Source organism: Candidatus Parakkermansia intestinigallinarum (genome assembly GCF_944389695.1).
Classification (GTDB): Bacteria; Verrucomicrobiota; Verrucomicrobiia; order Verrucomicrobiales; family Akkermansiaceae; genus Akkermansia; species Akkermansia intestinigallinarum.
This window is the reverse complement of sequence record NZ_CALXNG010000033.1, coordinates 1-21,663: the sequence shown is the minus strand read 5'-3', so window position 1 is coordinate 21,663 and position 21,663 is coordinate 1. Positions and strand designations below refer to the sequence as shown.

Annotated in this window: 21 protein-coding genes and 2 tRNA genes; 17 read left to right on the top strand and 6 right to left on the bottom strand. The window is 64.1% G+C overall.

Annotated features, from left to right (window positions below):
- Positions 1–141 precede the first annotated feature (141 nt).
- The 8 genes from AC6UAL_RS08425 (at position 142) to AC6UAL_RS08390 (ending at position 8,044) form a co-directional block, all read left to right on the top strand.
- Positions 142–2,040, top strand: a complete 1,899-nt coding sequence (locus tag AC6UAL_RS08425; protein WP_500682935.1) for a hypothetical protein — start codon at positions 142–144, stop codon at positions 2,038–2,040.
- 8 nt (positions 2,041–2,048) lie between these two features.
- Positions 2,049–2,894: a dihydropteroate synthase gene (gene folP / locus AC6UAL_RS08420; RefSeq protein WP_500682934.1), complete on the top strand. Its 846-nt coding sequence runs from the start codon at positions 2,049–2,051 to the stop codon at positions 2,892–2,894.
- Positions 2,895–2,985: 91 nt separating this feature from the next.
- Positions 2,986–4,017 (top strand): metal ABC transporter solute-binding protein, Zn/Mn family, encoded by a 1,032-nt coding sequence (locus AC6UAL_RS08415; protein WP_500682933.1) that lies wholly within the window; start codon positions 2,986–2,988, stop codon positions 4,015–4,017.
- An 18-nt stretch (positions 4,018–4,035) separates the two neighbouring features.
- A complete protein-coding gene (locus AC6UAL_RS08410) occupies positions 4,036–4,494 on the top strand; it encodes a hypothetical protein (protein WP_500682932.1) in 459 nt (152 codons plus the stop codon).
- On the top strand, positions 4,491–5,276 hold the full coding sequence (locus AC6UAL_RS08405) for a metal ABC transporter ATP-binding protein (protein WP_500682931.1): 786 nt from the start codon (positions 4,491–4,493) through the stop codon (positions 5,274–5,276). The genes AC6UAL_RS08410 and AC6UAL_RS08405 overlap by 4 nt, the downstream gene beginning before the upstream one ends.
- Entirely contained in the window at positions 5,273–6,112 is an 840-nt protein-coding gene (locus tag AC6UAL_RS08400) for a metal ABC transporter permease (RefSeq protein WP_500682930.1), read from the top strand. Before AC6UAL_RS08405 ends, AC6UAL_RS08400 begins: the two co-directional genes overlap by 4 nt.
- Before the next feature lie 65 nt (positions 6,113–6,177).
- Complete coding sequence (locus tag AC6UAL_RS08395) at positions 6,178–6,975, top strand: prepilin-type N-terminal cleavage/methylation domain-containing protein (protein WP_500682929.1); 798 nt, start codon at positions 6,178–6,180, stop codon at positions 6,973–6,975.
- Positions 6,976–6,979: 4 nt separating this feature from the next.
- A complete protein-coding gene (locus AC6UAL_RS08390; protein WP_500682928.1) occupies positions 6,980–8,044 on the top strand; it encodes a 3-deoxy-7-phosphoheptulonate synthase in 1,065 nt (354 codons plus the stop codon).
- A gap of 124 nt (positions 8,045–8,168) precedes the next feature.
- Here the strand turns inward: AC6UAL_RS08390 and AC6UAL_RS08385 are convergent, their stop codons facing one another.
- Positions 8,169–8,735 (bottom strand): aminotransferase class IV, encoded by a 567-nt coding sequence (locus AC6UAL_RS08385; protein ID WP_500682927.1) that lies wholly within the window; start codon positions 8,733–8,735, stop codon positions 8,169–8,171.
- Between the two features lie 10 nt (positions 8,736–8,745).
- On the bottom strand, positions 8,746–9,795 hold the full coding sequence (locus AC6UAL_RS08380; protein ID WP_500682926.1) for an aminodeoxychorismate synthase component I: 1,050 nt from the start codon (positions 9,793–9,795) through the stop codon (positions 8,746–8,748).
- A 28-nt stretch (positions 9,796–9,823) separates the two neighbouring features.
- Between AC6UAL_RS08380 and AC6UAL_RS08375 the strand changes: the two genes are divergently transcribed.
- The 5 genes from AC6UAL_RS08375 (at position 9,824) to AC6UAL_RS08355 (ending at position 12,922) form a co-directional block, all read left to right on the top strand.
- Positions 9,824–10,444, top strand: a complete 621-nt coding sequence (locus tag AC6UAL_RS08375; RefSeq protein WP_500682925.1) for an anthranilate synthase component II — start codon at positions 9,824–9,826, stop codon at positions 10,442–10,444.
- Between the two features lie 49 nt (positions 10,445–10,493).
- Positions 10,494–11,558, top strand: a complete 1,065-nt coding sequence (locus AC6UAL_RS08370) for a uracil-DNA glycosylase (RefSeq protein WP_500682924.1) — start codon at positions 10,494–10,496, stop codon at positions 11,556–11,558.
- Positions 11,555–12,307 carry a tetratricopeptide repeat protein gene (locus AC6UAL_RS08365; protein ID WP_500682923.1) on the top strand — a complete coding sequence of 251 codons (753 nt, stop codon included), beginning with the start codon at positions 11,555–11,557 and terminating at the stop codon, positions 12,305–12,307. Before AC6UAL_RS08370 ends, AC6UAL_RS08365 begins: the two co-directional genes overlap by 4 nt.
- Positions 12,308–12,426: 119 nt before the next feature.
- Positions 12,427–12,499, top strand: a tRNA-Met gene (locus tag AC6UAL_RS08360).
- A 350-nt stretch (positions 12,500–12,849) separates the two neighbouring features.
- Positions 12,850–12,922, top strand: a tRNA-Met gene (locus tag AC6UAL_RS08355).
- Positions 12,923–13,245: 323 nt separating this feature from the next.
- On the opposite strand, the gene AC6UAL_RS08350 is transcribed toward AC6UAL_RS08355, so the two are convergent.
- Positions 13,246–14,322 (bottom strand): M42 family metallopeptidase, encoded by a 1,077-nt coding sequence (locus AC6UAL_RS08350; protein WP_500682922.1) that lies wholly within the window; start codon positions 14,320–14,322, stop codon positions 13,246–13,248.
- A gap of 192 nt (positions 14,323–14,514) precedes the next feature.
- The gene (locus AC6UAL_RS08345) at positions 14,515–15,495 is read right to left on the bottom strand and encodes a peptidylprolyl isomerase (protein ID WP_500682921.1); all 981 of its coding nucleotides are present in this window, start codon (positions 15,493–15,495) and stop codon (positions 14,515–14,517) included.
- A 148-nt stretch (positions 15,496–15,643) separates the two neighbouring features.
- Between AC6UAL_RS08345 and AC6UAL_RS08340 the strand changes: the two genes are divergently transcribed.
- A complete protein-coding gene (locus AC6UAL_RS08340) occupies positions 15,644–16,735 on the top strand; it encodes a pyridoxal-phosphate-dependent aminotransferase family protein (RefSeq protein ID WP_500682920.1) in 1,092 nt (363 codons plus the stop codon).
- Positions 16,736–16,851: 116 nt separating this feature from the next.
- Positions 16,852–17,283, top strand: coding sequence for an acyl-CoA thioesterase (locus AC6UAL_RS08335; protein WP_500682919.1), 432 nt, complete (start codon positions 16,852–16,854; stop codon positions 17,281–17,283).
- Between the two features lie 151 nt (positions 17,284–17,434).
- Here the strand turns inward: AC6UAL_RS08335 and tatA are convergent, their stop codons facing one another.
- On the bottom strand, positions 17,435–17,764 hold the full coding sequence (gene tatA, locus AC6UAL_RS08330; protein ID WP_500682918.1) for a twin-arginine translocase TatA/TatE family subunit: 330 nt from the start codon (positions 17,762–17,764) through the stop codon (positions 17,435–17,437).
- A 134-nt stretch (positions 17,765–17,898) separates the two neighbouring features.
- Positions 17,899–18,708 (bottom strand): TatD family hydrolase, encoded by an 810-nt coding sequence (locus AC6UAL_RS08325; RefSeq protein WP_500682917.1) that lies wholly within the window; start codon positions 18,706–18,708, stop codon positions 17,899–17,901.
- A gap of 209 nt (positions 18,709–18,917) precedes the next feature.
- Here AC6UAL_RS08325 and AC6UAL_RS08320 point away from each other — a divergent pair, with 209 nt between their 5' ends.
- Together AC6UAL_RS08320 and AC6UAL_RS08315 are read left to right on the top strand one after the other, a co-directional pair.
- The gene (locus tag AC6UAL_RS08320) at positions 18,918–20,471 is read left to right on the top strand and encodes an ankyrin repeat domain-containing protein (RefSeq protein ID WP_500682916.1); all 1,554 of its coding nucleotides are present in this window, start codon (positions 18,918–18,920) and stop codon (positions 20,469–20,471) included.
- A gap of 363 nt (positions 20,472–20,834) precedes the next feature.
- A complete protein-coding gene (locus AC6UAL_RS08315; protein WP_500682915.1) occupies positions 20,835–21,371 on the top strand; it encodes a hypothetical protein in 537 nt (178 codons plus the stop codon).
- Positions 21,372–21,663 lie beyond the last annotated feature (292 nt).

Sequence of the window (21,663 nt, the reverse complement as noted above, 5' to 3'; positions counted from 1 at the left end):
TTGCCCTCTCCTTGCCCGACACCCCGCATGATTACTGCATCCTTTTTCCCTCTGCTCAAACTTTGGGACAGGTGTGGCGAAAAGCAAGGCCGCACCCGCTTTTTCCTTGACTAAAGCGAAGCTTTTCCCTAGAATTGATGCGTGATGAAGTTCGTCCTCTTCCTGATAAAATACATTTGCCTGCTACTGCTCATCCTCCTTCTGGCTGAGGTCGTCAAGTGCGGCTGTCAATCAGGATGTCTCGACATTGTCCGCCATTTGTACGAAGGCGGCTTGGCGGCGTCGGTCACCACACCGTGGTTCGCCCTGATGGCGGGATTGTTGCTTCTCATGGGACTGCTGCGCGGCGTCACCGCCATTTGGAACATTATTTTCTGCTGGAGCATCGTCCTTCTCATCTTTCTCATCATCCTCGTCTCCTTCGGCACGGATGTCGCTCTTCCGGGCGCGGCGGCCGTTCTCAGCTCCGAGCCGAACCTCATCATGGCCGGGCTCGATCAGCTCAGCCTGCTCATCGGAGCCCATATCGTGATCACTCCGAACTGTGAATTTTTGCTTCTGCTCGTTCCCATGGGGCTGATTCTGGGCGGACTCTTCAGCAACTCGCGGCTGCGCATTGCCTTTTACAGCGTCGTGGGCTACGCCCTCTGGTACGGGCTGAGCGAGCTGTTGCTCTACCTGCTCACGCTGTGGGGGCAAAGCGAAGCGCCGCTCCTAGCCGAGGTGCAGGTTTTCCTGAGCGATTCCGACTGGGTCATTCCGACGCTGATGGGCGTCTTCTTCACGATCTACGTCACGATTCTGGCCTTCTATGAGACCTACTCTCCGCGTCGGTCCGAGGACGAAGCGTCCGGCAAGGAGGCGCGCAACGAGGTGCTCACCGAGCGCGAGATGCCCGAGTCTCTCACGGAAGCCGAGCTCAATCCTGCGGCGGTCAACATGGTGCCCGATGCAGATCCCACGGTTCCGCTTCATCCCGGCACCCCGCCGGCCCCCCAGACCATCCTGACACCCCCGGCCATTCCGCTTCCCCAAGCCGTCGGCATCAATACTGCGGCCGCGCGCCCGTCAGCGGAGCTGCCGCCCACCGCTGCTGCCAAAGTCGCCGCCGAGCCGCGCGGAGAAGCCACTCATGCGGCGCGCGCGATACCTCAGCCCATTCCGCCGACGCAGGCATCGCATGTTGACGCTGCGGAGCTCTCTGCTGCAGCGGCAGCCGTGAGCAGGGAGTCCTCCGGGCAGCCCCTCCCCGCGACGAAAAAAAACGATGAGGAAGAGAAAAGCAGCGATCAGATGATTGATGCCGCTCTTTCTTCCCTGCCTGCGGAGGATTCCAAGGCCGCGGAGGACGCCGACCAAGCGCCGACCGTTCCGCTGCCGCCGACCGAAACCTTCGACGAGATTCGCGAGGCTCTCAGCGACATGCGCGAAGCGCGTGAGGAAGCCGTAGCTCTCGCCGAGCAACGGAGAGACGACTCACCCGAAGGGGAGACAAGCGCCTCGGACAAGGAGACTGCCCCGTCGGCCCCGGCCGCAGCCGAGGACGCCGCCGCCGCGGCGTCGGCAGAGGCTCCGTCTGCGTCTGACCAACGGGACGCCGAGCAGAGCGTGAGCAAGCCGGAGGCTCCGACACCTCCGCCGACGGCTCCCTCCGTCCATCCGACTCCGGCTCCGCTTCCCGTGCCACCGCTGCCCGTGGCCCCCGTGGCTCCCGTGGCTCCCGTACCCCCTGAGGCTCCCGTGGCCCCCGTGGCTCCCGTAGCTCCCGTGACCCCCGCAGCTCCCGAAGCTCCCGTGGCTCCCGTGGCTTCTGAGGCTCCCGAAGCTCCCGTACCCCCTGAGGCTCCCGCAGCTCCCGTGCCCCCTGAGGCTCCCGCAGCTCCCGTGGCTCCCGCAGCTCCCGTAGCTCCCGTGCCCCCTGAAGCTCCCGAAGCTCCCGTGCCCCCTGAGGCTCCCGCAGCTCCCGAAGCTCCCGTACCCTCTGAGGCTCCCGCAGCTCCCGAAGCTCCGCAGCAGCGGAAGGCTGACCAAGACCGTTGAGCAGAGCCATGAGAATCTGGCAACTCCGAAGAGGCGCATGGGTGCTCCCCCCCGGGGGCGCCATCATGGGCATTCTCAACACGACGCCCGACTCCTTTTCGGACGGCGGGCGGCACAACAGCCTCGCGAGTGCCCTGCAACACGCTGAACTCATGGCGGACGCCGGGGCGGACATCATCGACATCGGCGGCGAGTCCACCCGCCCCGGAGCCGATGAGGTTGACGAGACAACGGAGGCGGAGCGCACCCTTCCCGTCATCCGAGCGCTGAGGCAAGCTCGCCCCGAGCTGCTCATCTCCATCGACACTCGCCACCCGGGCGTCGCCGCCCAAGCGCTCGACGCCGGAGCGGACATCATCAATGACGTCACCGGCTTGGCGCATCCGGACATGCGGCGCCTCTGCGCCTCTCGCGCCTGCGGCATCGTGCTCATGCACATGAAGGGAGAGCCCCGCACGATGCAGCAGGCGCCGCACTACGAAGACGTCGTCGCCGAGGTTCACGCCTTCTTCGAAGAGCGCATCGCCTTGGCAGAGGCCTGCGGCATCGCCGCCGAGCGCCTTTGTCTGGATCCCGGCATCGGCTTCGGCAAGAGCACGGAGCACAACCTTGCTCTCATCCGCCACCTCGGCGAGCTGCGCGTGCGCGAGCTTCCGCTGATGATGGCGCTGTCGCGCAAGCGCTTCATGGGTGCGCTGCTGGGAGACGTCGACTACGTGAAGAGCAGCCCGCTGCCCACCGTCGTCATGAGCCTTCTGGCGGCGGAGCGCGGGGCCGACCTGCACCGCGTCCACGACGTTGCCGAGTTGCACCGGGCGCTGCGCCTCAGACAAGCTCTGCGCAGCGGAGACTGAGTTTCCTCCGCTCGGGCGAGGAGGACAAAAACGCGCCGCCATTCTGTCAGCAGCATTGACCGCCCTTGACGAGCCGTGTATAATCGCCCCCATGAAACGCCTTCTCTGTATCCTCCTCCTGCTCTGTGCAGCATTCGTACAGGCCGCGCCCGTCAAAATCGCGAGTTTGCACCCGCTGCTCAGCGACATGGCTCGCCAAATCGGCGGCAACAAGGTGAAGGTGCATGACCTCTTCCCCGAGAACGGCACCCTGCACGAGTTCCAACCCACGAGCAATGAAATCTCGAGAGCCCTCGGCTCCAAGCTCTTGCTCGCCATGGGCAAGGGCGTCGAGCCCTACCTGCCCTCGCTGCGCTCGAGCATATCGGAAAAAACCAAATTCGTCGAACTCGGCGCCACCATCCCCGACGTCAAGGTGCCGGGGACGGACAAAGTTGACCCGCACTGGTGGAACTCGCCCGCCAACATGAAGCGAGCCTCCCGCGTCTTGCTCGAGGAGCTCTCCGCCGTCGACCCGACCAATAAGAGTTATTACGAAAAGCGTCAGAAAAAGTACGCCGAGGAAATGGACTCGCTGATGATGATGGGGCGCCTCATGCTCAGCAAAGTGCCGACAGATCGGCGCATTCTGGTGACGGAACACGCCGCGATGTGCCACTTCTGCGAGGCCTTCAATCTCACGCCGATGGCCCTGCAGGGCGTCGCCGCCGAGGCTCAGGGAGACCCCGCCACGCTGGCTCGCCTGCTCACGGAGCTGCGCGAAAAGAAAGTGCCGAGTCTGTTCACCGAGTACAACTCTTCCCCGCGCAACATGCGCGTCATTGCCTCGCAGCTCGGGGTGGCCACCTTCTCCCTTGTCATGGACGGCATTGCCAAAGACCTCCCGACCTACAAGCAGCAGATGACTCACAACATCGGCGCCGTGATGGCCGGCCTGAGCAACAGCAAGAAAAAGCCGGCCACGGTGGCGGAGAGCGATGAAGACATTGCCGGCCTGCTCAACGATATTCAGAACCGCGCCGAAGAACAGGCGCGCCGCGAAGTTGAGGAAGAACGCGCCAAAGCGGCCGCCGGCAAGGGCGCCGCGCCGAGCAAGGGCGACAAGCGCAACAAGCGCCGCTGAGCCACAGCCGCCGAAACCATGTCTCCCCTCATCTCCCTGTCGCTGGCGACCCTCGGCGTTGCGGCCGTCGGCCTGCCCCTCATTCCCCTGCTGCGGGACGCGCCTCGCCAAGTGCTGGCGATGGAAGAGCCCTTTGACCCGGCGACGGCACAGACCCTGCCCACCTACGTCACCGTGCAGTACAGCGGGGAACTGAGCTCGATGCAGCTGAGACTCGGCGGGCGGGTTCTTGCCGACTGGGAAGCGACGGACGACGAGGGAGAAGCCAACAGTTCTCCGTGGATGTTCAAGACGGAGCTTCCCGCCGACCTCGTCGACAGAGCCGAAATCGAGCTGGAAGCCACTTGGAACAGCCAAGGCCCGCAGGCCGTCACCATCACCCTCGAGCCGGATGCCCTGCCCCCCTCCAGCTGCACGCGCTGGACTCTCCCCTCCGGGCTCATCATGTACGACACCTTCACCTTCAGCCGCCCGTGAGCAACAGCCATCGAGAACATCACATCTGCTGGGGCGGCGGCTGCGACCACCGGGGCGGGCACTGCCTGCAAGTCGAACAACTCTCCGCCGGATACGGAGCTCTCGACGCGCTCAGCGACCTGAGCTTCAGCATTGACTGCGGCCACACCCTCGCGCTCATCGGCCCGAACGGCGCAGGCAAATCCACGCTGCTCAACGTGCTGGCCGGGCTGCTGCGCCCCCGCAGCGGCCGCATCCTCTGGAACGGCGCACCGCTCATGGACAATCGGCATGAAATCGCCTACGTGCCGCAGCGCTCCGAAGTCAACCGCAACTTTCCGCTGACCGTGCGCGGTCTCATCGAGATGGGGCGCTACCCGAGCCTTGGCGTCTGGCGAGCCGCCAAGCAGCATGATCGGGACATCGTCGAACGCGCCATCGACGCCCTCGGGCTGCGCGAACTCAGCCGGCGCCAAATCGGCGAACTCTCCGGCGGCCAGCAGCAGCGAGCCTTCCTTGCGCGAGCCCTTGCTCAGGAAGCGCACATCATGTTGCTCGACGAGCCCTTCACCGGACTTGACCTCCCGAGCTCCGAATCGCTCGGCGAGATGCTGCGAGCTCTGTCCGCCGAAGGCAGACTCATCATCGCCTCGCACCACGACCTCATCACCGCCCCGAAAATCTTCGACTACAGCCTGCTGCTGCACCGCAAGCTCATCAGCTTCGGCAAGACTGCCGACAGCCTCAGAGCCGACCACCTGCAAGCCGCCTTCGGCTACCTTCCGCACACCCTTCAGGCATGAACGAACTCTGCAACTTCTTGGCCGAACCCATCGCCCAGCGCAGCCTCTGGGCCTGCGCGGCCATCGGCTTTTCCAACGGCTTTGTCAGCGCTCTGGTCGTGCTGCGGCGCTCCTCGCTGCAAATCGGCACCCTCAGCTGCGCCCTGCTGCCGGGGATAGCCCTGGCGATTCTGCTCTTCGGCTTCATGCAGCTGAGCATCCTGCTGGGCGCCGTCATTGCGGGGCTGCTCGTCGGGCTGGGCTCCCTCTTCGTCTCCCGCACCTCGCGCATCGATCACGACACCGCGCTCTCCATCCTGCACACCACGGCCTTCGCCATCGGCTACATCATCCTCGTCAGACTCGGCCTGCAGCAAAAAGTCGATGACTGGCTCTTCGGCAACATCATGAGCATGAGCAACACCGACCTGCTCATCGCCTACCTGACCGGCGCCCTCGCCGTGCTGAGCATCACCGCCCTGCAACGCCCCCTGCTCATCTGCCTCTTCGACCCCCGCGCCGCCGCCACCATGGGCATCCCCACGCGAGCCTTCAGCTACGGCATCTTCTCGCTCATCATCCTCGTCCTCGTCTCTTCCCTGCAAGCGGTGGGTGCCTTCCTAACCCTCGGCCTGCTCGTGGCTCCCGCCGCCACCGTCTACCTGCTCACCAACCGCGCCGGCTGGCTCTTCTGGGGCGGCGGGCTCATCGGCGCGGGAGGCTCCGTGCTCGCCTTCTTTCTGAGCTTCCCGCTGGGCTGGCATCTGGGAGCCACCATCATCCTGGTGCTGGGTCTCATCTTCCTGATCGCCTACATTTTTTCACCCAAATACGGGCTTCTCGCCAAAAAGCAATGAAAGAGCACGGGCACTGTCGCCTTTCTGCTTGCCTTGATAGCGCCCGTGTGCTAGACTCGTTCCGTATGAAAACCTCTTTTTTCCCCGTCTATACGCGCCGATGCGGCTTCACACTCATTGAGCTGCTCGTCGTCATCGCCATTCTGGGCACGCTGGCCGGCATCACCCTTTCAGTCGTGTTCATGGCCAAGAGCAAGGGTAACAACACCGTTGCCCGCCAAACCTGCACCCAGATTGCCACGGCTGCCGAGCGCTTCATGAGCGACAACGACCAAGCCGCGCCCTTCGACTACAACGCCTTCCCGAGCGATGACGAGCGCCTGCACTTCCCCCTCGCGGAAGGGAAGGACGGAGGCATGCTTCGCGTTCTGCTCGATGCCGAGGGTGACGTCGACTCCCGAATCAACCGCCGCCGCGAAACCTACCTCAAAGTCAACGAAGTCGATTCGCCGACCAACGGCGTCTACTACCAGGATGACGAGCCCGGCTACTACGATCCTTGGGGCACTCCCTATTACGTGATCTACACGGAAAACAAAGATGTCAATGTCGACCCCTTCGCCGAAAACGGGCGACCGCTCAACGACAAATTCCTCGTCTACAGCCTCGGTGAAGACCAGGACGGCATTGCCCCGATTCCCCTGAGCAACGACGACAGCTCGGCCTCCTCCTCCAAGAAGAGCAAGAAGGACGCCAAGAAGTCCGCCAAGGACAAGAAGGCAGACAAGGACAAGAAGAAGGGCGGCAAGGACAAGAAGAAAGGCAAAGATGACAAGAAGAAGCAGCGCGAAGAGGCCGCTGCTGCCCTTGAGGACATTCAGGAGGCCATTGAAGACAATGTCTACTCCTGGAAGGAAAGCTAATTTCATGAATCATTCATTTATCACCGATGACGTTCGCATCACGGACATCCGTCCGCTGATCTCGCCGGCCATTCTCATGCAGGATTTTCCTGCGGGAACCGAAGCCTGCAAGATGGTGTACGAAACCCGTGAAGAGGTTCGCCGCATTCTCAAAAAAGAAGATGATCGCCTCGCGGTCATGGTGGGGCCCTGCTCCATCCACGACACCGTCGCGGCCATCGACTATGCCGACCGCATTGCAGCCGCCCGCACCCATTACGCGGAGGATCTGCTCATCATCATGCGCGTCTACTTTGAGAAACCGCGCACGACCGTGGGGTGGAAGGGGCTCATCAACGACCCCTTCATGGACGAGTCCTACAACATCAACAGCGGCCTGCGCATGGCGCGCGGCCTGCTGCTTCGACTCGCCGAGATGGGGGTTCCCGCGGCCACCGAGTTCCTCGACACCATCACGCCGCAATACATCTGCGATCTCATCGCGTGGGGCGCCATCGGTGCACGCACGACCGAAAGCCAGGTGCACCGCGAGCTGGCCAGCGGCCTCTCGATGCCCATCGGCTTCAAAAACGGCACCTCCGGCTCCGTGCAGATAGCCGTCGACGGCATCATCTCCGCCACGCACCCGCACTGCTTCCTCTCCGTCACCAAGCAGGGCGTCTCGGCCATCGTCTCGACGGCCGGCAACGACTGTTGCCACCTCATTCTGCGCGGCTCGACGCAAGGCCCCAACTACGCAAGCTCTCACGTGCGACACGCGTGGGAGGTGCAGACCAAGGCCGGCATCGGCAATCGCCTCATGATTGACTGCTCGCACGGCAACAGCCACAAGCGCTGGGAAGAGCAGCACCTCGTCGCCGAAGACGTCGCGGCGCAGCTCGCGGCGGGTGAAGACGCCATCGGCGCCGTCATGATCGAAAGCAACATCTTCTCCGGCAACCAGAAGTGCGTCAAGCCCCTCAAGTACGGCGTGAGCATCACCGATGCCTGCGTCGACTGGGAAGGCACCGTCACCATGCTCGACACCCTCGCCCGAGGCGTGCGCGAGCGGCGCAAACTGCGCGGCTGAGCCGAAGAAGCAAGCCCTTTCCTCACGAGCCCCCTGCGCCCCACGGCGCCGGGGGCTCTTTGCGCCAAGCCGCAGCGCAGCCGCAGCAGATTCCGGCAGCTCCCCTCCGGCCCTCATCCGGGCATCATCCGGGCATCAGCACATCGCGCATCGGCAGCATGATGCGCCCCGGGGGCAGCATCGCGTTGATCAGCGTCAGGAAAGGATAATCCGCCAAATCCTCAACACGCACCGGGCGCAGCGCGACGGCCCCTTCGCGCAGCAGACTCTCGCGGCGCGTGCCGGCCAGCACGCAATCCGCCGGGCACACCCAATGCCCGGGCTCGCCGACCAGCACATTGCTGAAGCAGGTATCCGTCACGAGCCCCCCGCGCGTCAACAACAGCTCATCCGCATCCGGGTAACGGGCTCGCAGCGCCTCGAAAACCGAGCGGTCCTCATCCTTCAGCGCGTAATCGACCGCAGCCTCCACCACACGCAAACGGCGGATGACGCGCGGGCGGTACGCCTGCACCGTCGCCGGGAAAAAGCCCGTGGCATCATAAGGCAGATGCAGGCGAAACTCCCCGCGCTGCGGCAAGCCCGCCACCACCCGAGCCACCGCATCCGCGAAGCCCGGCAGCGCGACACCGCAACTGCGCTCCGCGCGCGTACGGTGCAGCTCGAGGCGCTCCGCGCAGCCGTCGAGCACGCGAATCGTCTCAAAAAGCATCCGCCCCTCCCCTCCGCGCCTCGGCCCCCTCCTCCGCCGGATCAAAGGGCAGATAAACCTTCCGACACAGCTCATCGTACTCCTCGCGCACATCGCTCAGCGTCGTAATGCCGCCGCCGCTGCGATAGAGGAAGCGCCCCTCGCTCACCTGCTCCACAAAGCGGATACTCACCGCCGACTCCAGCGCCCTGCCGTCAAAAACACCGAAAACACCCGTATAATAACCACGCGACTGCGGCTCCGCCTCCGCAATCACCCGGCAGGTTCGAGCCTTGGGAGCTCCCGTCACACTGCCGGCCGGCAGCAACGCCCCCAGCAAATCAGCCGGCAGCAACGCCCCCAGCAAATCACCGAGCCTGTCGCGCCAATCATCCGGCAGTCGCGCCTCCACCTCCGAACTCGTCGCCCACAAGTCGCCCTGCTGCGTCACAATGCGCTCCGCATAGCGGTAGCGACGCACCTGCACCCCCTGCCCCACCATCGCCAAATCGTTGCGCAGCAAATCCGTCACCGTCGCATGCTCGCGGCGCTCCTTCTCATCGGCCAGCAAGGCCTCGGGCCCTGCGTCGCCATCGGCCGGCGACGTCCCCTTCATCGGGCAGGTCGTCACCGCATTCCCCTCCATCCGCACAAAAAGCTCGGGTGAAAAACAGGTAAAAAGCCCGCGAACCAGCACTCGGTACGGTGCACGCGCCCTGAGGAAAATCTGCTCCAGACTCAAATTGCTGCGCAGCGGCGTCGCCATGCAAAGATTCGTCAAATACGAATCCCCCCGGCGCAGGTGGTACTGCACCTTCTCAAAAGCCCTCTCGTAGAGCGGCCTCGGCAAAAACTCCGGCTCCCAAAGCACAGGCTCGGGCAAAGGGCTCCTCTCCGGCAAACGCTGAGCCGACGGCAGGGCGTAAAACACATCGCCGGGCTCATCCAGCGCTTCGAGCACACAAGGCAAAGCCTCGTCGTAGGGAATCACAAACACAAAAGGGCGCCGCTCTCGCCCCCAAGCATTGAACCGCTGCCGAGCCGACTCCGAGATAGACATAAACCGAGACTTCTGCTATGATACCGGCATGAGCCCCCGTATCGTCCTCGTGGACAATAACGACTCGTTCACGCACCTGCTGCGGGACCGCCTGCATGCCGCAGGAGCAGTGAATATCACAATTTTGCCCGAAAGGCAAGCTGATAGACTCAGCGCGCGCGACGTCGACGCGCTCATCCTCTCGCCCGGCCCGGGACTCCCCGACGAACACCCCCACTCCCTCCGCCTGCTGGCCGAAGCCGTCGAGCACCGCACCCCCTGCCTCGGCATCTGCCTCGGCTTCCAAATGCAGGCCCTGCACTTCGGCGCACGGCTCATGCAGCTTGCCGCCCCCCGCCACGGCGTCGAAACTAGGCTTCAGCTCAGCCCGGGAGCCCTCAGCGGCCCCGCCGGCATCGACATGGCCGTCGGCCTCTATCACTCGTGGGCCGTCGACCCCGCCAGCTGGCCCGAGGAGCTCAAGCTGCTCGGCAGCGACGCCGAGGGCATTCCCATGGCTCTCGAACACCGCAGCCTGCCCCTCCGCGGCTTTCAATTTCACCCCGAATCCGTGCTCAGCCCGCGCGGCGGCGAACTGCTGGCCGCCTTTCTCCGCGAAGTCGAGCAGATCCGACGCTCCGCCGAAGCGGCTCGCGACCGGGCGCACTAAAAGCGAATGCGGACTTGATTCGTGCAGCGCTTCTGCTAAAATAGGCACCGTGCCCACGCTCCGCCAGCTCACCGTCGACTCCCTCACCCGTCTTCGCGAAGACGGCACGGAGAGGCTTGCCGTCGACGACGAAGCCCGGAGCATCCTGCGCTCATGGATGCTGGCCGAGAAACACAAGGGTGAGCGCAAGGGAGAGCGAGCGCTGCCCGATTCGGCGTTCCGCCCCGCCTCCGGCATCGACGCTCGAACCGTGGCCGACGCCCGAACCTCGGCCGACGCAAACACCGTTGCCGACGCGAGCAGCGCGCCCGACACCCGCAGCGCGCCCGACACCCGCAGCGCGCCCGACACCCGCAGCGCGCCCGACACACACACCGCACCCGCCCCCCGCGCCGGGCACGACACCCGCAGCGCGCCCGACGCGCGCTCAGGGCGGGATGCCGGAGCCTCGGCACCCGACACAGCCTCGAAGCGCATCCCCGAGAGCGTCGAAGAAAAACTCGCCTACCTGCGCCGCCGCGCGGCGTCTTGGCCCGCGGCCAAGCGCCTCGGCACCCTCCGCAGCACCATGGTCTTCGCCACCGGCAACCCGCACGCGAGACTCATGCTCGTCGGAGAAGCCCCGGGGCATGACGAAGAGGAACAGCAAGAGCCCTTCGTCGGCCCCGCCGGGCGCAAACTCAACGGCATCCTCGCCGCCATGGGCCTCGAACGGCGAGACGTCTACATCTCCAACGTCTGCAAATTCCGCCCCTCCACCGGCCCCGGCCAAGGGACGGGCAACAGAGCCCCCAGCCGAGACGAAATCGACGCCTGTCTCCCGCTCATTCTGGCGGAGATCCGCGCCATCCGCCCCGGCTGCATCGTCTGCCTCGGCGGCAGTGCCGCCAAGGGGCTGCTGGGTACGGAAAACTCCGTCAGCTCGCTGCGCGGCCACTGGCTGGAATGCCAAGGGATCCCCGTGCGCGTCACCTACCACCCCAGCTACCTGCTGCGCAACGAAGCCCTGTCCGCCCGCCGTGCCGTCTGGGAAGACATGCTGGCCGTCATGGACAAACTCGGCATGCCCGTCAGCGAACGGCAGAAACACTATTTCCTCCGCCCCCGGTCATGAACACCAGCATCGCCCGCTCCCTTTCCCTCCTGTCGGCAGCAGCCCTGATCTGCTGCTCGGTTCCGGCGTGCAACTCCGGCAAAGAAAACCCGGACGACTTTCTGACGGAAGCCAATCAGGGCGACACGGCAGCCCAGTACCGCTACGGCATCTGTGCCCTGCTGGGCAAAGGCGTGCAGCGCAAACCCGACACGGCCGTGCGCTGGCTGCAACACGCAGCAAGCGACCTGCACCCGGGAGCCAGCACCGTGCTGGGCATCTGTTACCTCACCGGCACCGGCATCGACAAAAATGAACGGATCGGCACCCGCCTGCTCAGGCGCGGAGCCCAACTGCGCGACCCCCACGCCTGCCTCACTCTGGCTCAGCTCGCAGCACGGAAGGGCGACGTCAAAGCCTCCGAGAAGTGGATACTCAAAGCCGCCGAATACGGCAGCCGCCCGAGCGAGGCCTTCGTCGTACGCGAGCTACTCAAAGGCAACGACATGGGCATCAGCATGAAAGAGAGCATCGACCACCTGCGCTACGCCGCCATCGACGGCATCCACCAAGCCAGCTACGCTCTCTTCATCTGTTACCTGAACGGCATCGGCGTGCCGCCGAACCAAGACCTCGCCATCGGCTGGCTAGAAACGGCGGCCGACCAAGGCTCGCCCCAAGCACGGAGCCTGATCCGCCAACTCAACCGCGGCGAAATCCGACTCTTCGACGACGCTAAACCCGTGAACGGAGGCGGCAAGGAGTCATAAATCGGCGCGTGGCCCTCTCTTTTTCTCCCGCAGCGCCATTTTTATAAAAAAAGAGCTTGACATTTTGTGGCGATTCAGCTAAAATGCGTGCACCTTACGGGTGCAAGCAAACAGAAAATCGCGGGATAGAGCAGTTGGTAGCTTGTCAGGCTCATAACCTGAAGGTCGCAGGTTCAAGTCCTGCTCCCGCAACTCGAGAACCCACACTCTGCAGAGTGTGGGTTCTTTGTTGGCGCAGCAAGGCAACGGCAGACGCTAGCCGAGGCTTGACCTCTTTCGCCGGGCGCCTTCCCTGAGGCGCGGTTCGCGGACGGTCGCCACGGAGACGACGGCGAGGGGACGCGATTCTCCGCCGTCGGCCGTCTGCCGATGCCCCACCGAGGCGGCAGCGGCTTGCGCGGCATCGACGGGAGGGCCTCTCGTTCCGTATGCAACGCCGCCCACGAATTATTTTTGAGACGAAGGGCCGCCGAAAAAGCTTGACAGCTTCGCAGGTCTGCGCTAAAATGACCCCGTCCTCTGCGGAGGAGCCATTTATCAATCGCGGGATAGAGCAGTTGGTAGCTTGTCAGGCTCATAACCTGAAGGTCGCAGGTTCAAGTCCTGCTCCCGCAACTCGAGAACCCACACTCAACAGAGTGTGGGTTCTTTCGTCATCGAGAGCGCGGGGATTTGCTCATCCCCGAGTCAGCGAGCTCTTGGACGGGGTTCGCCCTATCGCGACGGCTTCGGCATGAATTTGCCCTACTCTCCGCAAGGTTCGGGACGCTGTCGGACGGAGGCCATACAGCGCAAGAGCCCTTGTCGACCGACAGTCCCTCGGCAGATACCGGTATGAGGAGCCCGCTGACAGGGGCCGAAACGACATTCCCCCGACTGCCGCGACCGACAGACGGGGGATCTTTGTTCTAAAGCGAGAGTGAGGCGCTTTACGACCCTCAGGCCAGGCTGCGCTCGCCGCGTTTCCAGCTCCAATCCCAGCGGTTAAGCGCGGTGAAGCAGGCCGCCAGCAGGGCGACGCAGGCATCGACGTCGCCCTTGTGGCACATCTCAATGCTCTGATGCACGTTGCGGGTCGGGATGGAAATGGCTCCCGTCAGCGCGCCGCCGGCCGTGAACTTCTGCATCGCTCCGGCATCGGTGCCGCCGGCCGACAGGAGTTCGAGCTGGTGGGTGATGCCGCCTTCTTCGCAGAGGGCCGTCATGAACTGCACCATGCGCGGGTCGGTCACCAGCGTTCCGTCGTACACCTTGATAGCCGCGCCCTTGCCGAGCTGCGTGCATTTTTCGTGGGGCGATGCGCCGGGCGTGTCGTAGGCGATCGTCGTGTCGAGAGCGAAGGCGAAGTCCGGCTGAATAGCCATCGTCGCGCCGTGGGCGCCGCGCAGGCCGACTTCTTCCTGCACGGTGAAGACGGCGTAGAGGTCGTAGTCGGGCTTGTTGCCGGATTCGAGAATCGTGCGCACGGCTTCGATGAGCAGGTAGCAGCCGCCGCGGTTATCAATGCTCTTGACGTTGACGCAGTCACCCATCTCGATGAGGTCGCTGTAGCGGGTGATGGCATCGCCGATGCTGACGAGTTTCTCCACCTCTTCTTTCGGCAAACCGACGTCGACCACGTAGTCGGTGACGGCGGGCATCTTGGTGCGTTCCTCGGGGCTCATGACGTGGATGGGTTTCACGCCCATGCAGCCGTAGAGGTCGCGCTTGCCGTGCACGATGACGCGCTGGGCCGTCAGCGTCTTGGCGTCAAAGCCGCCCAGCGGCAGGATGCGAATGAAGCCGTTGTCGTCGATGTGGCGCACGATGAAGCCGATTTCGTCCATGTGGGCCGCGCACATGACCTTTTTGTCGCTGCTCTTGCCCTTGATGAGAGCTACGACGTTGCCGAGTCGGTCGACGCTGATTTCGTCGGCGAGCGGAGTCATCACACGCATCACCACGTCGCGAATCCCGTACTCGAAGCCCGGAGCGCCCGAGGCTTCGCAAAGCTCTTTGAAAAGTTGGATGTTCATGCGCTCCTTATACGCCTTTCAAGCCGCCTTGGCAAGTGTTTTACGCGTCTTGGTGCACGTCCGGGTGCATTTGGCGGGGCTGAGTCGAAGACGAAGCACCGCCCCGCCGGTGCGGCGAGGCGGTTCTTCATGAAAGGGCTTCGCAACGGGCGCCGAGGGCTCCCGCCGTGCGGAGCAAAGCGCAGGCGGGCATCAGATGTAGATTCGGATCACGGCACCGGCGCGAAGGCGCTCGATCCATTCGCGGTAGCGGGCCTCGCTCTTGGTGCGCGTCACGGACTGCTCGACCTGGCGCCGCACGTCCGTGTTGCTCAGCGGCGGTGCAGGCGCCAAATCCTTTTCAACCACGCGCACGATCGTGAAGCCCATGGGGTCGGCCAGCGGCCCGATCACCTCGCCGACGGGAGCGTTGAAGATCACCCCGGCGAAGTCGGCCGCCAGATCGCTGCGCTTCATTTTCGGCCAGCGGCCGCCCTTCTCCGCCTGTCCGTCAGAGGAGTACGAGACCGCGGCATCGGCGAACGAAAGCTCTCCGGATTTGATGCGGTCCCTGAGGTTCTCGGCGCGCTTGAACTGTTCGTCGACAGACTCACCCGTGACGGCCGGGTTCTGTATCACGATGAGAATTTTCTCAAAAACGATCTCATCTTTCGTGGTGTCGCGCAAATCAGAGCCCATGCGCGCGTATTCGCGGCGCACTTCATCGGGCGTGGGGGGCACGCCGCGCTCATAGCGGGTCGAGCGCATCATCTGCACCGTCACTTCCTTGGTCGTATTTTGGCGGTACTCGGCAAAGGTCTGCCCGCTCTTGCGGAGCATGTCGAGGAAGGCGTCGCGATCGCCGTTGAAGTGCATCAGAATGCGGCGGTTAATCTCGTCATCCACGAGCTTCGCCGGTATGATGAGGCCCTTCGAATCGCACTCGGAGAGCACAAGCTCGCGCTCAATGAGCTCTTGGAGCACGGCCTTCTTCGCCTTCACCAGCTCGGCCACGAATTGCGGACCTTGTCGGGGGTAAAGCACTAGAAGCTCGCGAAGGGTCGGCTCGAGCGCTGCGCGCACCTCGGCCGACGTCACGGGGCGACCGTTGACGGTTGCCGCAACGCGATTCACGACGACGGCGTCAGCCGCCGCCGGGGCGGCGAGGGTCGCGGCCGCAGCCAAAAATATCATGACAGGGGAAGCAGGAAGCCTCATACGCTGTCTAGCATACATGAAAATCAACAACTTTCAAGACTCATCTTCGTCAACATCAATTTTGTGCTCGCCTTGATCGAGCAAACATGCTATCATGACGGTTGTAAGCTGCACTCAACAGACTATGGCTATCAAGTTGTTTATCCCCGGTCCGACCGTCGTGTCGGAAGACATTCTCAAGGAACTGAGCCTGCCGATGATCGGCCACCGCTCGAAGAAGGCGTCGGAGATCCAGAAGCGCATCTCCGACAACATGCAGAAGATTCTCTTCACAGAGAACCGCATTCTGCTCTCCACCTCCTCGGGCTCCGGCCTCATGGAAGGCGCGATTCGCTCCTGCACCGCCAAGCGCGCCGCCGTCTTCTCCATCGGCGCCTTCGGCGACAAGTGGTTCAAGATGGCGCAGACCAACGGTGTGCCCGCCGATAAGTTCTCGAGCGAGATGGGGCAGCCCACGACGCCGGAGATGGTCGACGCCGCGCTGGCGACCGGCAAGTATGACGTCGTCACCGTGACGCACAACGAGACTTCCTCGGGCATCCAGAACCCGGTTGAAGAAATCGCCGAGGTGATGAAGAAGTACCCCGACGTCGTCTGGTGCGTCGATGCCGTCTCTTCGGCCGCCGGCTCGAAGATCGAGACCGACAAGCTGGGCATCGACGTGCTCATCACCTCGACGCAGAAGGCTCTCGCCCTGCCCCCCGGCATGGCCATCTGCGCCATGAGCCGCAAGGCCTACGACCGCACCGCCGAGGTCGAGCACCGCGGCCTCTACTTCGACCTCCGCACCATCTGGGACTTCATCGACAAGAAGAATTACCAGTACACCTCGACGCCCTGCCTCTCCATCATGTACGCCATGGACAAGCAGCTCCAGCACATCGTCAATGAGGAGGGTATCGAAAACCGCTTCGCTCGCCACGAGCAGATGGCTCAGTTCGTCCGCGCTTGGGCCAACGAGTACTTCCGCGTCTACCCGAACGAGAAGTATCTCTCCAAGACGCTCACCGTCATCGACTCGCACCCCAAGTGCAGCAGCGAGATGATCTCCATCCCCGAGCTCAACAAGGCTCTTGCCGAGCGCAACATGCAGCTGGGCAACGGCTACGGCGGTCTCAAGGACAAGACCTTCCGCATCGCCCACATGGGTGAGCTGACCATGGACGACATGAAGGAGATCACCTCCGCCATCGTCGACGTCCTCAAGCTCAAGTAAACGGGCTCCGGGTCTCCCGACCCTCCCCGGGGGAGCGCCGAGAGCGGCGCTCCCCCCTTTTCTCCGCACAGCTTCTTTTGCCTCTCCTCCGTTCTTCCCACCCCGTTGCCCCTCTCATGACACCCCAATACACCCTTCCCTATCAAGTGATGTACTACGACACCGACTGCGGCGGCGTCGTGCACAACCTCGCCTACCTGCGCTGGGTGGAAGAATGCCGCACGAAGATGGCCTCTGCGCTCGGTATCGACTACGCCGTGCTCGCCAAAGAGGGCCGACACACCGTTCTGGTGCGGCATGAAGTCGACTACCATGCGCCCGCCTTTCTCGCCGACCACATACACGTGCTGGGCTGCATTGAAAAGGCGAGCGGCTCTTCGCTGTGGTTCCGCTTCGAAGTGCGTCGGGCAGAAGACGATAAACTCTGCGTCAGCGTTCTGCAACGACTCGCCCTCGTCCAAATGCCCCAAGGGCGCCCCTGCCGCATCCCCGCTGAGTGGAAAGCCCGCGTCGCCGAGCCGGACGAGCCGTCGGGTGCGGAGGCCTGAGCCCGAGTGCGCCAGCAGGCGCTCTTCGCCCGTACGAGCAGGCCCCCGTCGAAACGGGTCCTCCTCCCCCCCGTCGCGCACATCATCAGCCGCGGCAGCGCTCGCCGCAGACGCCGTCATTGCGCATCGCAGCAACGCGCGCAGTGACGCCTCAGCCCTTGGGGGCGTCGTCCGGCTTCTTCTCCGCGGCTGCGGCATCCGGTTGGGCTGAGGGCGACACCTCAGCGGCCTGATCTGCGGGTGCGCTCGGAGCGCTCGCCTTGTTTTCGAGAGGCGTGGGGGCGGCCGGCTTCGTCGTTTCGGGCTGCTCCGCCTTCATGAGCTCGTCTTCAAACTCCCGGCGAGCCTTGCGAAACTCGCCGAGGCTGCGACCGAGGGCACGCGCAATCTCCGGCAGCCGCTTTGCCCCGAAAATCAACAGGCAGAGCAGAATGAGAATAAACCACTGCGACGGCGACCCAATGTTGGCGAGCATCATCATGCGCTCATTCTACACAGCCCCCCGCCCTTTGGCAAGGAGAAAGGACGGCATGGCCCCGAGCCCGGCTTGTCCGGCGGAGAGAGTCACGATGCGGGCTCTGCTCGGCCGGGAAGTTTCCCGTGTCCCCTCCGACCTCAGCAGGAGAGGCGGAAAAAGCGACGGGCGTTGGCCGTGGTGAGCTCGGCGATTTCCTCGAGGGAGCAGCCGCGGAGGGCGGCGACTTTTTCCGCGACGTAGCGCGTGCGGCCGGGGATGTTGAGCTGCCCGCGCATGGGCTCGGGGGAGAGGAAGGGGGAGTCCGTCTCGAGCATGAAGCGATCCGCCGGGCACCAGGCGGCGACGGCCTGCACGGCCTCGGTCTTGCGGAAGGTGATGAGGCCGGTGAAGGAGATCATGCCGTCCAGCTCGCTGAAGATGCGCTCCGCCTGCTGCTGCGTGCCGATGAAGCAGTGAAAGACCGGGCGCACGGTCGGGAAGTTGCGGGCGATGGCGAAGGCGTCGTCAAAGCAGGCGCTGCCCTTGCGCTCGCGGGTGTGCAGCGAGATGTTGAGGCTGAGCTCGGCGGCGAGGGCGAAGTGGCGCTCCAGCATCATTTTCTGGCGCGCGTAGTAGGTCTCGGTGTCGCAGCCCTCGGGGGCGTCCCAGTAGTAGTCCAGCCCCGATTCGCCGATGGCGGCGAGGCTGTCGCGGTTGGCGCGGCAGAGCTCTTCCATCTGCTCGAGTTGCTCGTCGCTGCAGGCCATGCACTCGCTGGGGTGGGTGGCGAGGCAAGGGGTGATGAAGTCGGGCATCTGCCGAGCCTGTGCGAGGGTCAGTTCCCAGTCGTCGGGGGCAGTACCCTGCGAGATGCAGTGGCCGACGCCGAGGGCGAGGCTGTTGCGGCGCAGCTCGTCGAGGTTCTCATACTTCGGCGAGGCGAGGTGGCAGTGCGTGTCGATGATCATGCGGGAGTTCTACTCCGCCTCGGCACGCCTGTCAAGAAAAAGCAGGCCGGATCTTTCACCGAGCTCCACCGACTCGCCTTTTTTGATATCATGGCGCATTGGTGTCTTGACTGCAGAGCCTCCGTGCGATAGTCTGAGAGACAGCGACACACTCTCGTCTCGGCTGGCCTCTCAGACGAGCGCCCAATGATTCAAACAAGCGCACGACAATGAACTTTTTCCGCAAGAAGACATCCAAGGCTCCCCAACAGGCTTCCGCCGTTACTGAACTGATCGCCGCCATCGCAGACGGCGATGCGGAGCGCATCCGCAGCTTGGTGGCGGCGGGGGCGGTCATTCATGCTGAGGACGAGGACGGTGTCTCGGCTTTTGAACACGCGGCCATGAGCGGCAATACGGAGGTGATAACGAGTCTCTTCTCTGCGGGGGCATGGGAGCCATTTGGAGACGAGCCCGAGGACGAGGAGCTGACGCCGTGGCAGGAGCTGGCGGAAGCCGTCCGCGAGGGAGACCTCGAGCGCGTCCGCCGACTGCTGGCGGAGGGAGCTTCTCCGAATGAGGCGGATGGGTTAGGGATGACGGCGGTGCATTTGGCAGCACTTGTGTCGGGGACCTCTGTTCTCCGGGAGCTGCTGCAGGCGGGGGGCAACGCCAACGCCCGCAATGAGGCAGGCGAGACGCCTCTCTTCATGGCGGAAACGGGGGGCGCTGTCCGCGTGCTGGTCGCCGCCGGAGCAGACGCCAACGCTCGCAACGAATACGGGCTCACGCCCCTCTTCTCCGCCCCCTCGGGCGATGTGATTCGGGCGTTGGTCGAAGCGGGGGCAAAGGTCAACGCTCGCGACGGGCTCGGAGAAACGCCGCTGCACCGAGCGGCGAACGCCGACTGTGTGCAAGCTCTGCTGGCGCTGGGGGCAGATGTTGCCGCGCGTTCGGATCTGGGGCGAACGCCCCTGCACCGCTCGGATGGGGAGGCGGATCGCGAGGTGGCTCGTGCGCTTCTGGCGGCCGGCATCGATGTCAACGCCTGCGATCAATGCGGCAATACGCCGTTGCACATGGTCACGGTGCCGGAGTACGCCGCCGTGCTGCTCGAGGCCGGGGCGGATCTGCACGCGTTAAACGACATGGGTGAAACGCCGCTGCACCGAAGCGACGAGTGGCAGAGCGCGGATATGGCTCGCCTGCTCCTCAAGGCCGGGGCGGAGGTGAACACGCGCAACAAGTTGGGCCGCACGCCGCTTCACGACGCCTTCGATGCGGAGCTGACGCAGGTGCTTCTCGAGGCCGGGGCGGACGTCAACGCTCGCGACAATGAGGGACTCACGCCCCTGCACCAAGAGGGCTGTGTGGAGCGCGTCCGTGCGCTCATCGCCGCGGGCGCCGACGTCCACGCCCGCGACAAGTCGGGCAATACACCTCTGCACGCCTACTTGCTGATAGGCTGTGCGCGAGAGCTCCTGAAGGCCGGCGCCGAGGTGAATGCGCGCAACGGCGAAGGGTGCACGCCGCTGCATATGGCGATCGCAGCGGGCATGGTGCGGGTGCTTCTGGCCGCGGGGGCGGATGTCCGCGCAAGAGATGAGGCAGGGTGCACGCCCCTGCATAACGCCTACGACTGCGCCGTGGCCCGGCTGCTGTTGGAGGCCGGTGCCGATATCAACGCACGGGATAAAGACGGCGATACGCCTCTCTCCTACGCCCGCCTGCGTCACCGAAAAGAAGTCGCCCGCCTGCTGCGCAAAGCCGGCGCACGCAAGTAGTCTGCTCACGCCGCCTCTCACTCCGCAAACGCGCCGGTCGTGGGAGGGAGCCGCCAACAGGGCATCCTTCCGCATGCGACGCCTTCAGCGAAACCGAGGCTGCGACGCCGAGCTTTGCGCGAGAGTCGGCAAGGCGGCAGGCCGCTTCGCCTGAGAGCAGGAAGATGTCACTAGCGGCTCTTGCGTTGCCGGACGCGGAGGGCGCGAGGGCTTTTGTCCTTGACGCTTCTCGAGGCGCTTTATATACTGACGCCGTGAGACGGTCGGCGGAGGCGACGCTTTTCGGCCGAACGTCGACACAGCGTCTCGCGCCATCCGCTTTTCCGATTCTTTCCGATTCTTTCCGATTTATCCCTGATTCTCATGACAGCTTCCTTGGCCAATGCGACGGTGAAAACGCTCCTCCTTTCTCTTGCCCTGGGCGCGACGGCGCTCTCGGCTCAGTCTTCCGCTCCCGAGGCTCCGGCTTCGGCGCCCCGAGGCGCCGAGCTCGAGGTCTATGTCGCCTTGACGCTCGAGGTGAAGTCGGCGGTGGAAGAGGTGACAACTCAGCTTCGATCGGCCCGTGACCGCGCGTCGGCCGATGCGGCGGCTCCCGGCGTGGCTGCATGTGCGCGTCGGTTCAGGGAGCTCTCGGCTCGGATGAGTGCGCTGCCCGGCCCGGCGGAGGTGCTGAGCGAGGCGCAGAAGGACGTGCTGAGGGACGTCATGTTCGAGGCGGAGGAGAGCATAATTCCGCCGCTGACTGAGGCGGTGCGGAGGCTCCAAGGGCAAGGCTTTTACGGCTCGCAGGCGCTGAAGGAGGCCGTGGAGGCTTGGCTGGAGGTCGGCGGCAGGCTCTGTCGCCTCGCACCTGCCGCGAAAGGCGCCGAGCCGAAGGCTTCCTCCGGCCATCGCTGAGGCTCACGGGTCTGCGTGTCGGTGACAGCGCCGAGGAAATTCGGGGCTTGCCGACGGCTGAGGGATGCGACGCTTTCTCAGGCCTCCCGTATTGCGTCAAAAAGAAAACGCACCGAAAGGTATGGATGCGTCAAAAATGAGCGCACTCAAGGTAACACAGAACATGGCCGGTATGCAAGCGTATTCAGGCGTGCGAAAATGGATGCAACGTCACATTGCCGCAGGAGGGGTTTGGGGAGCGGGCGCGTAGCCCCTCCCCATCCTCCCGAGCAGTGCCGCAGAGAGGATTCCA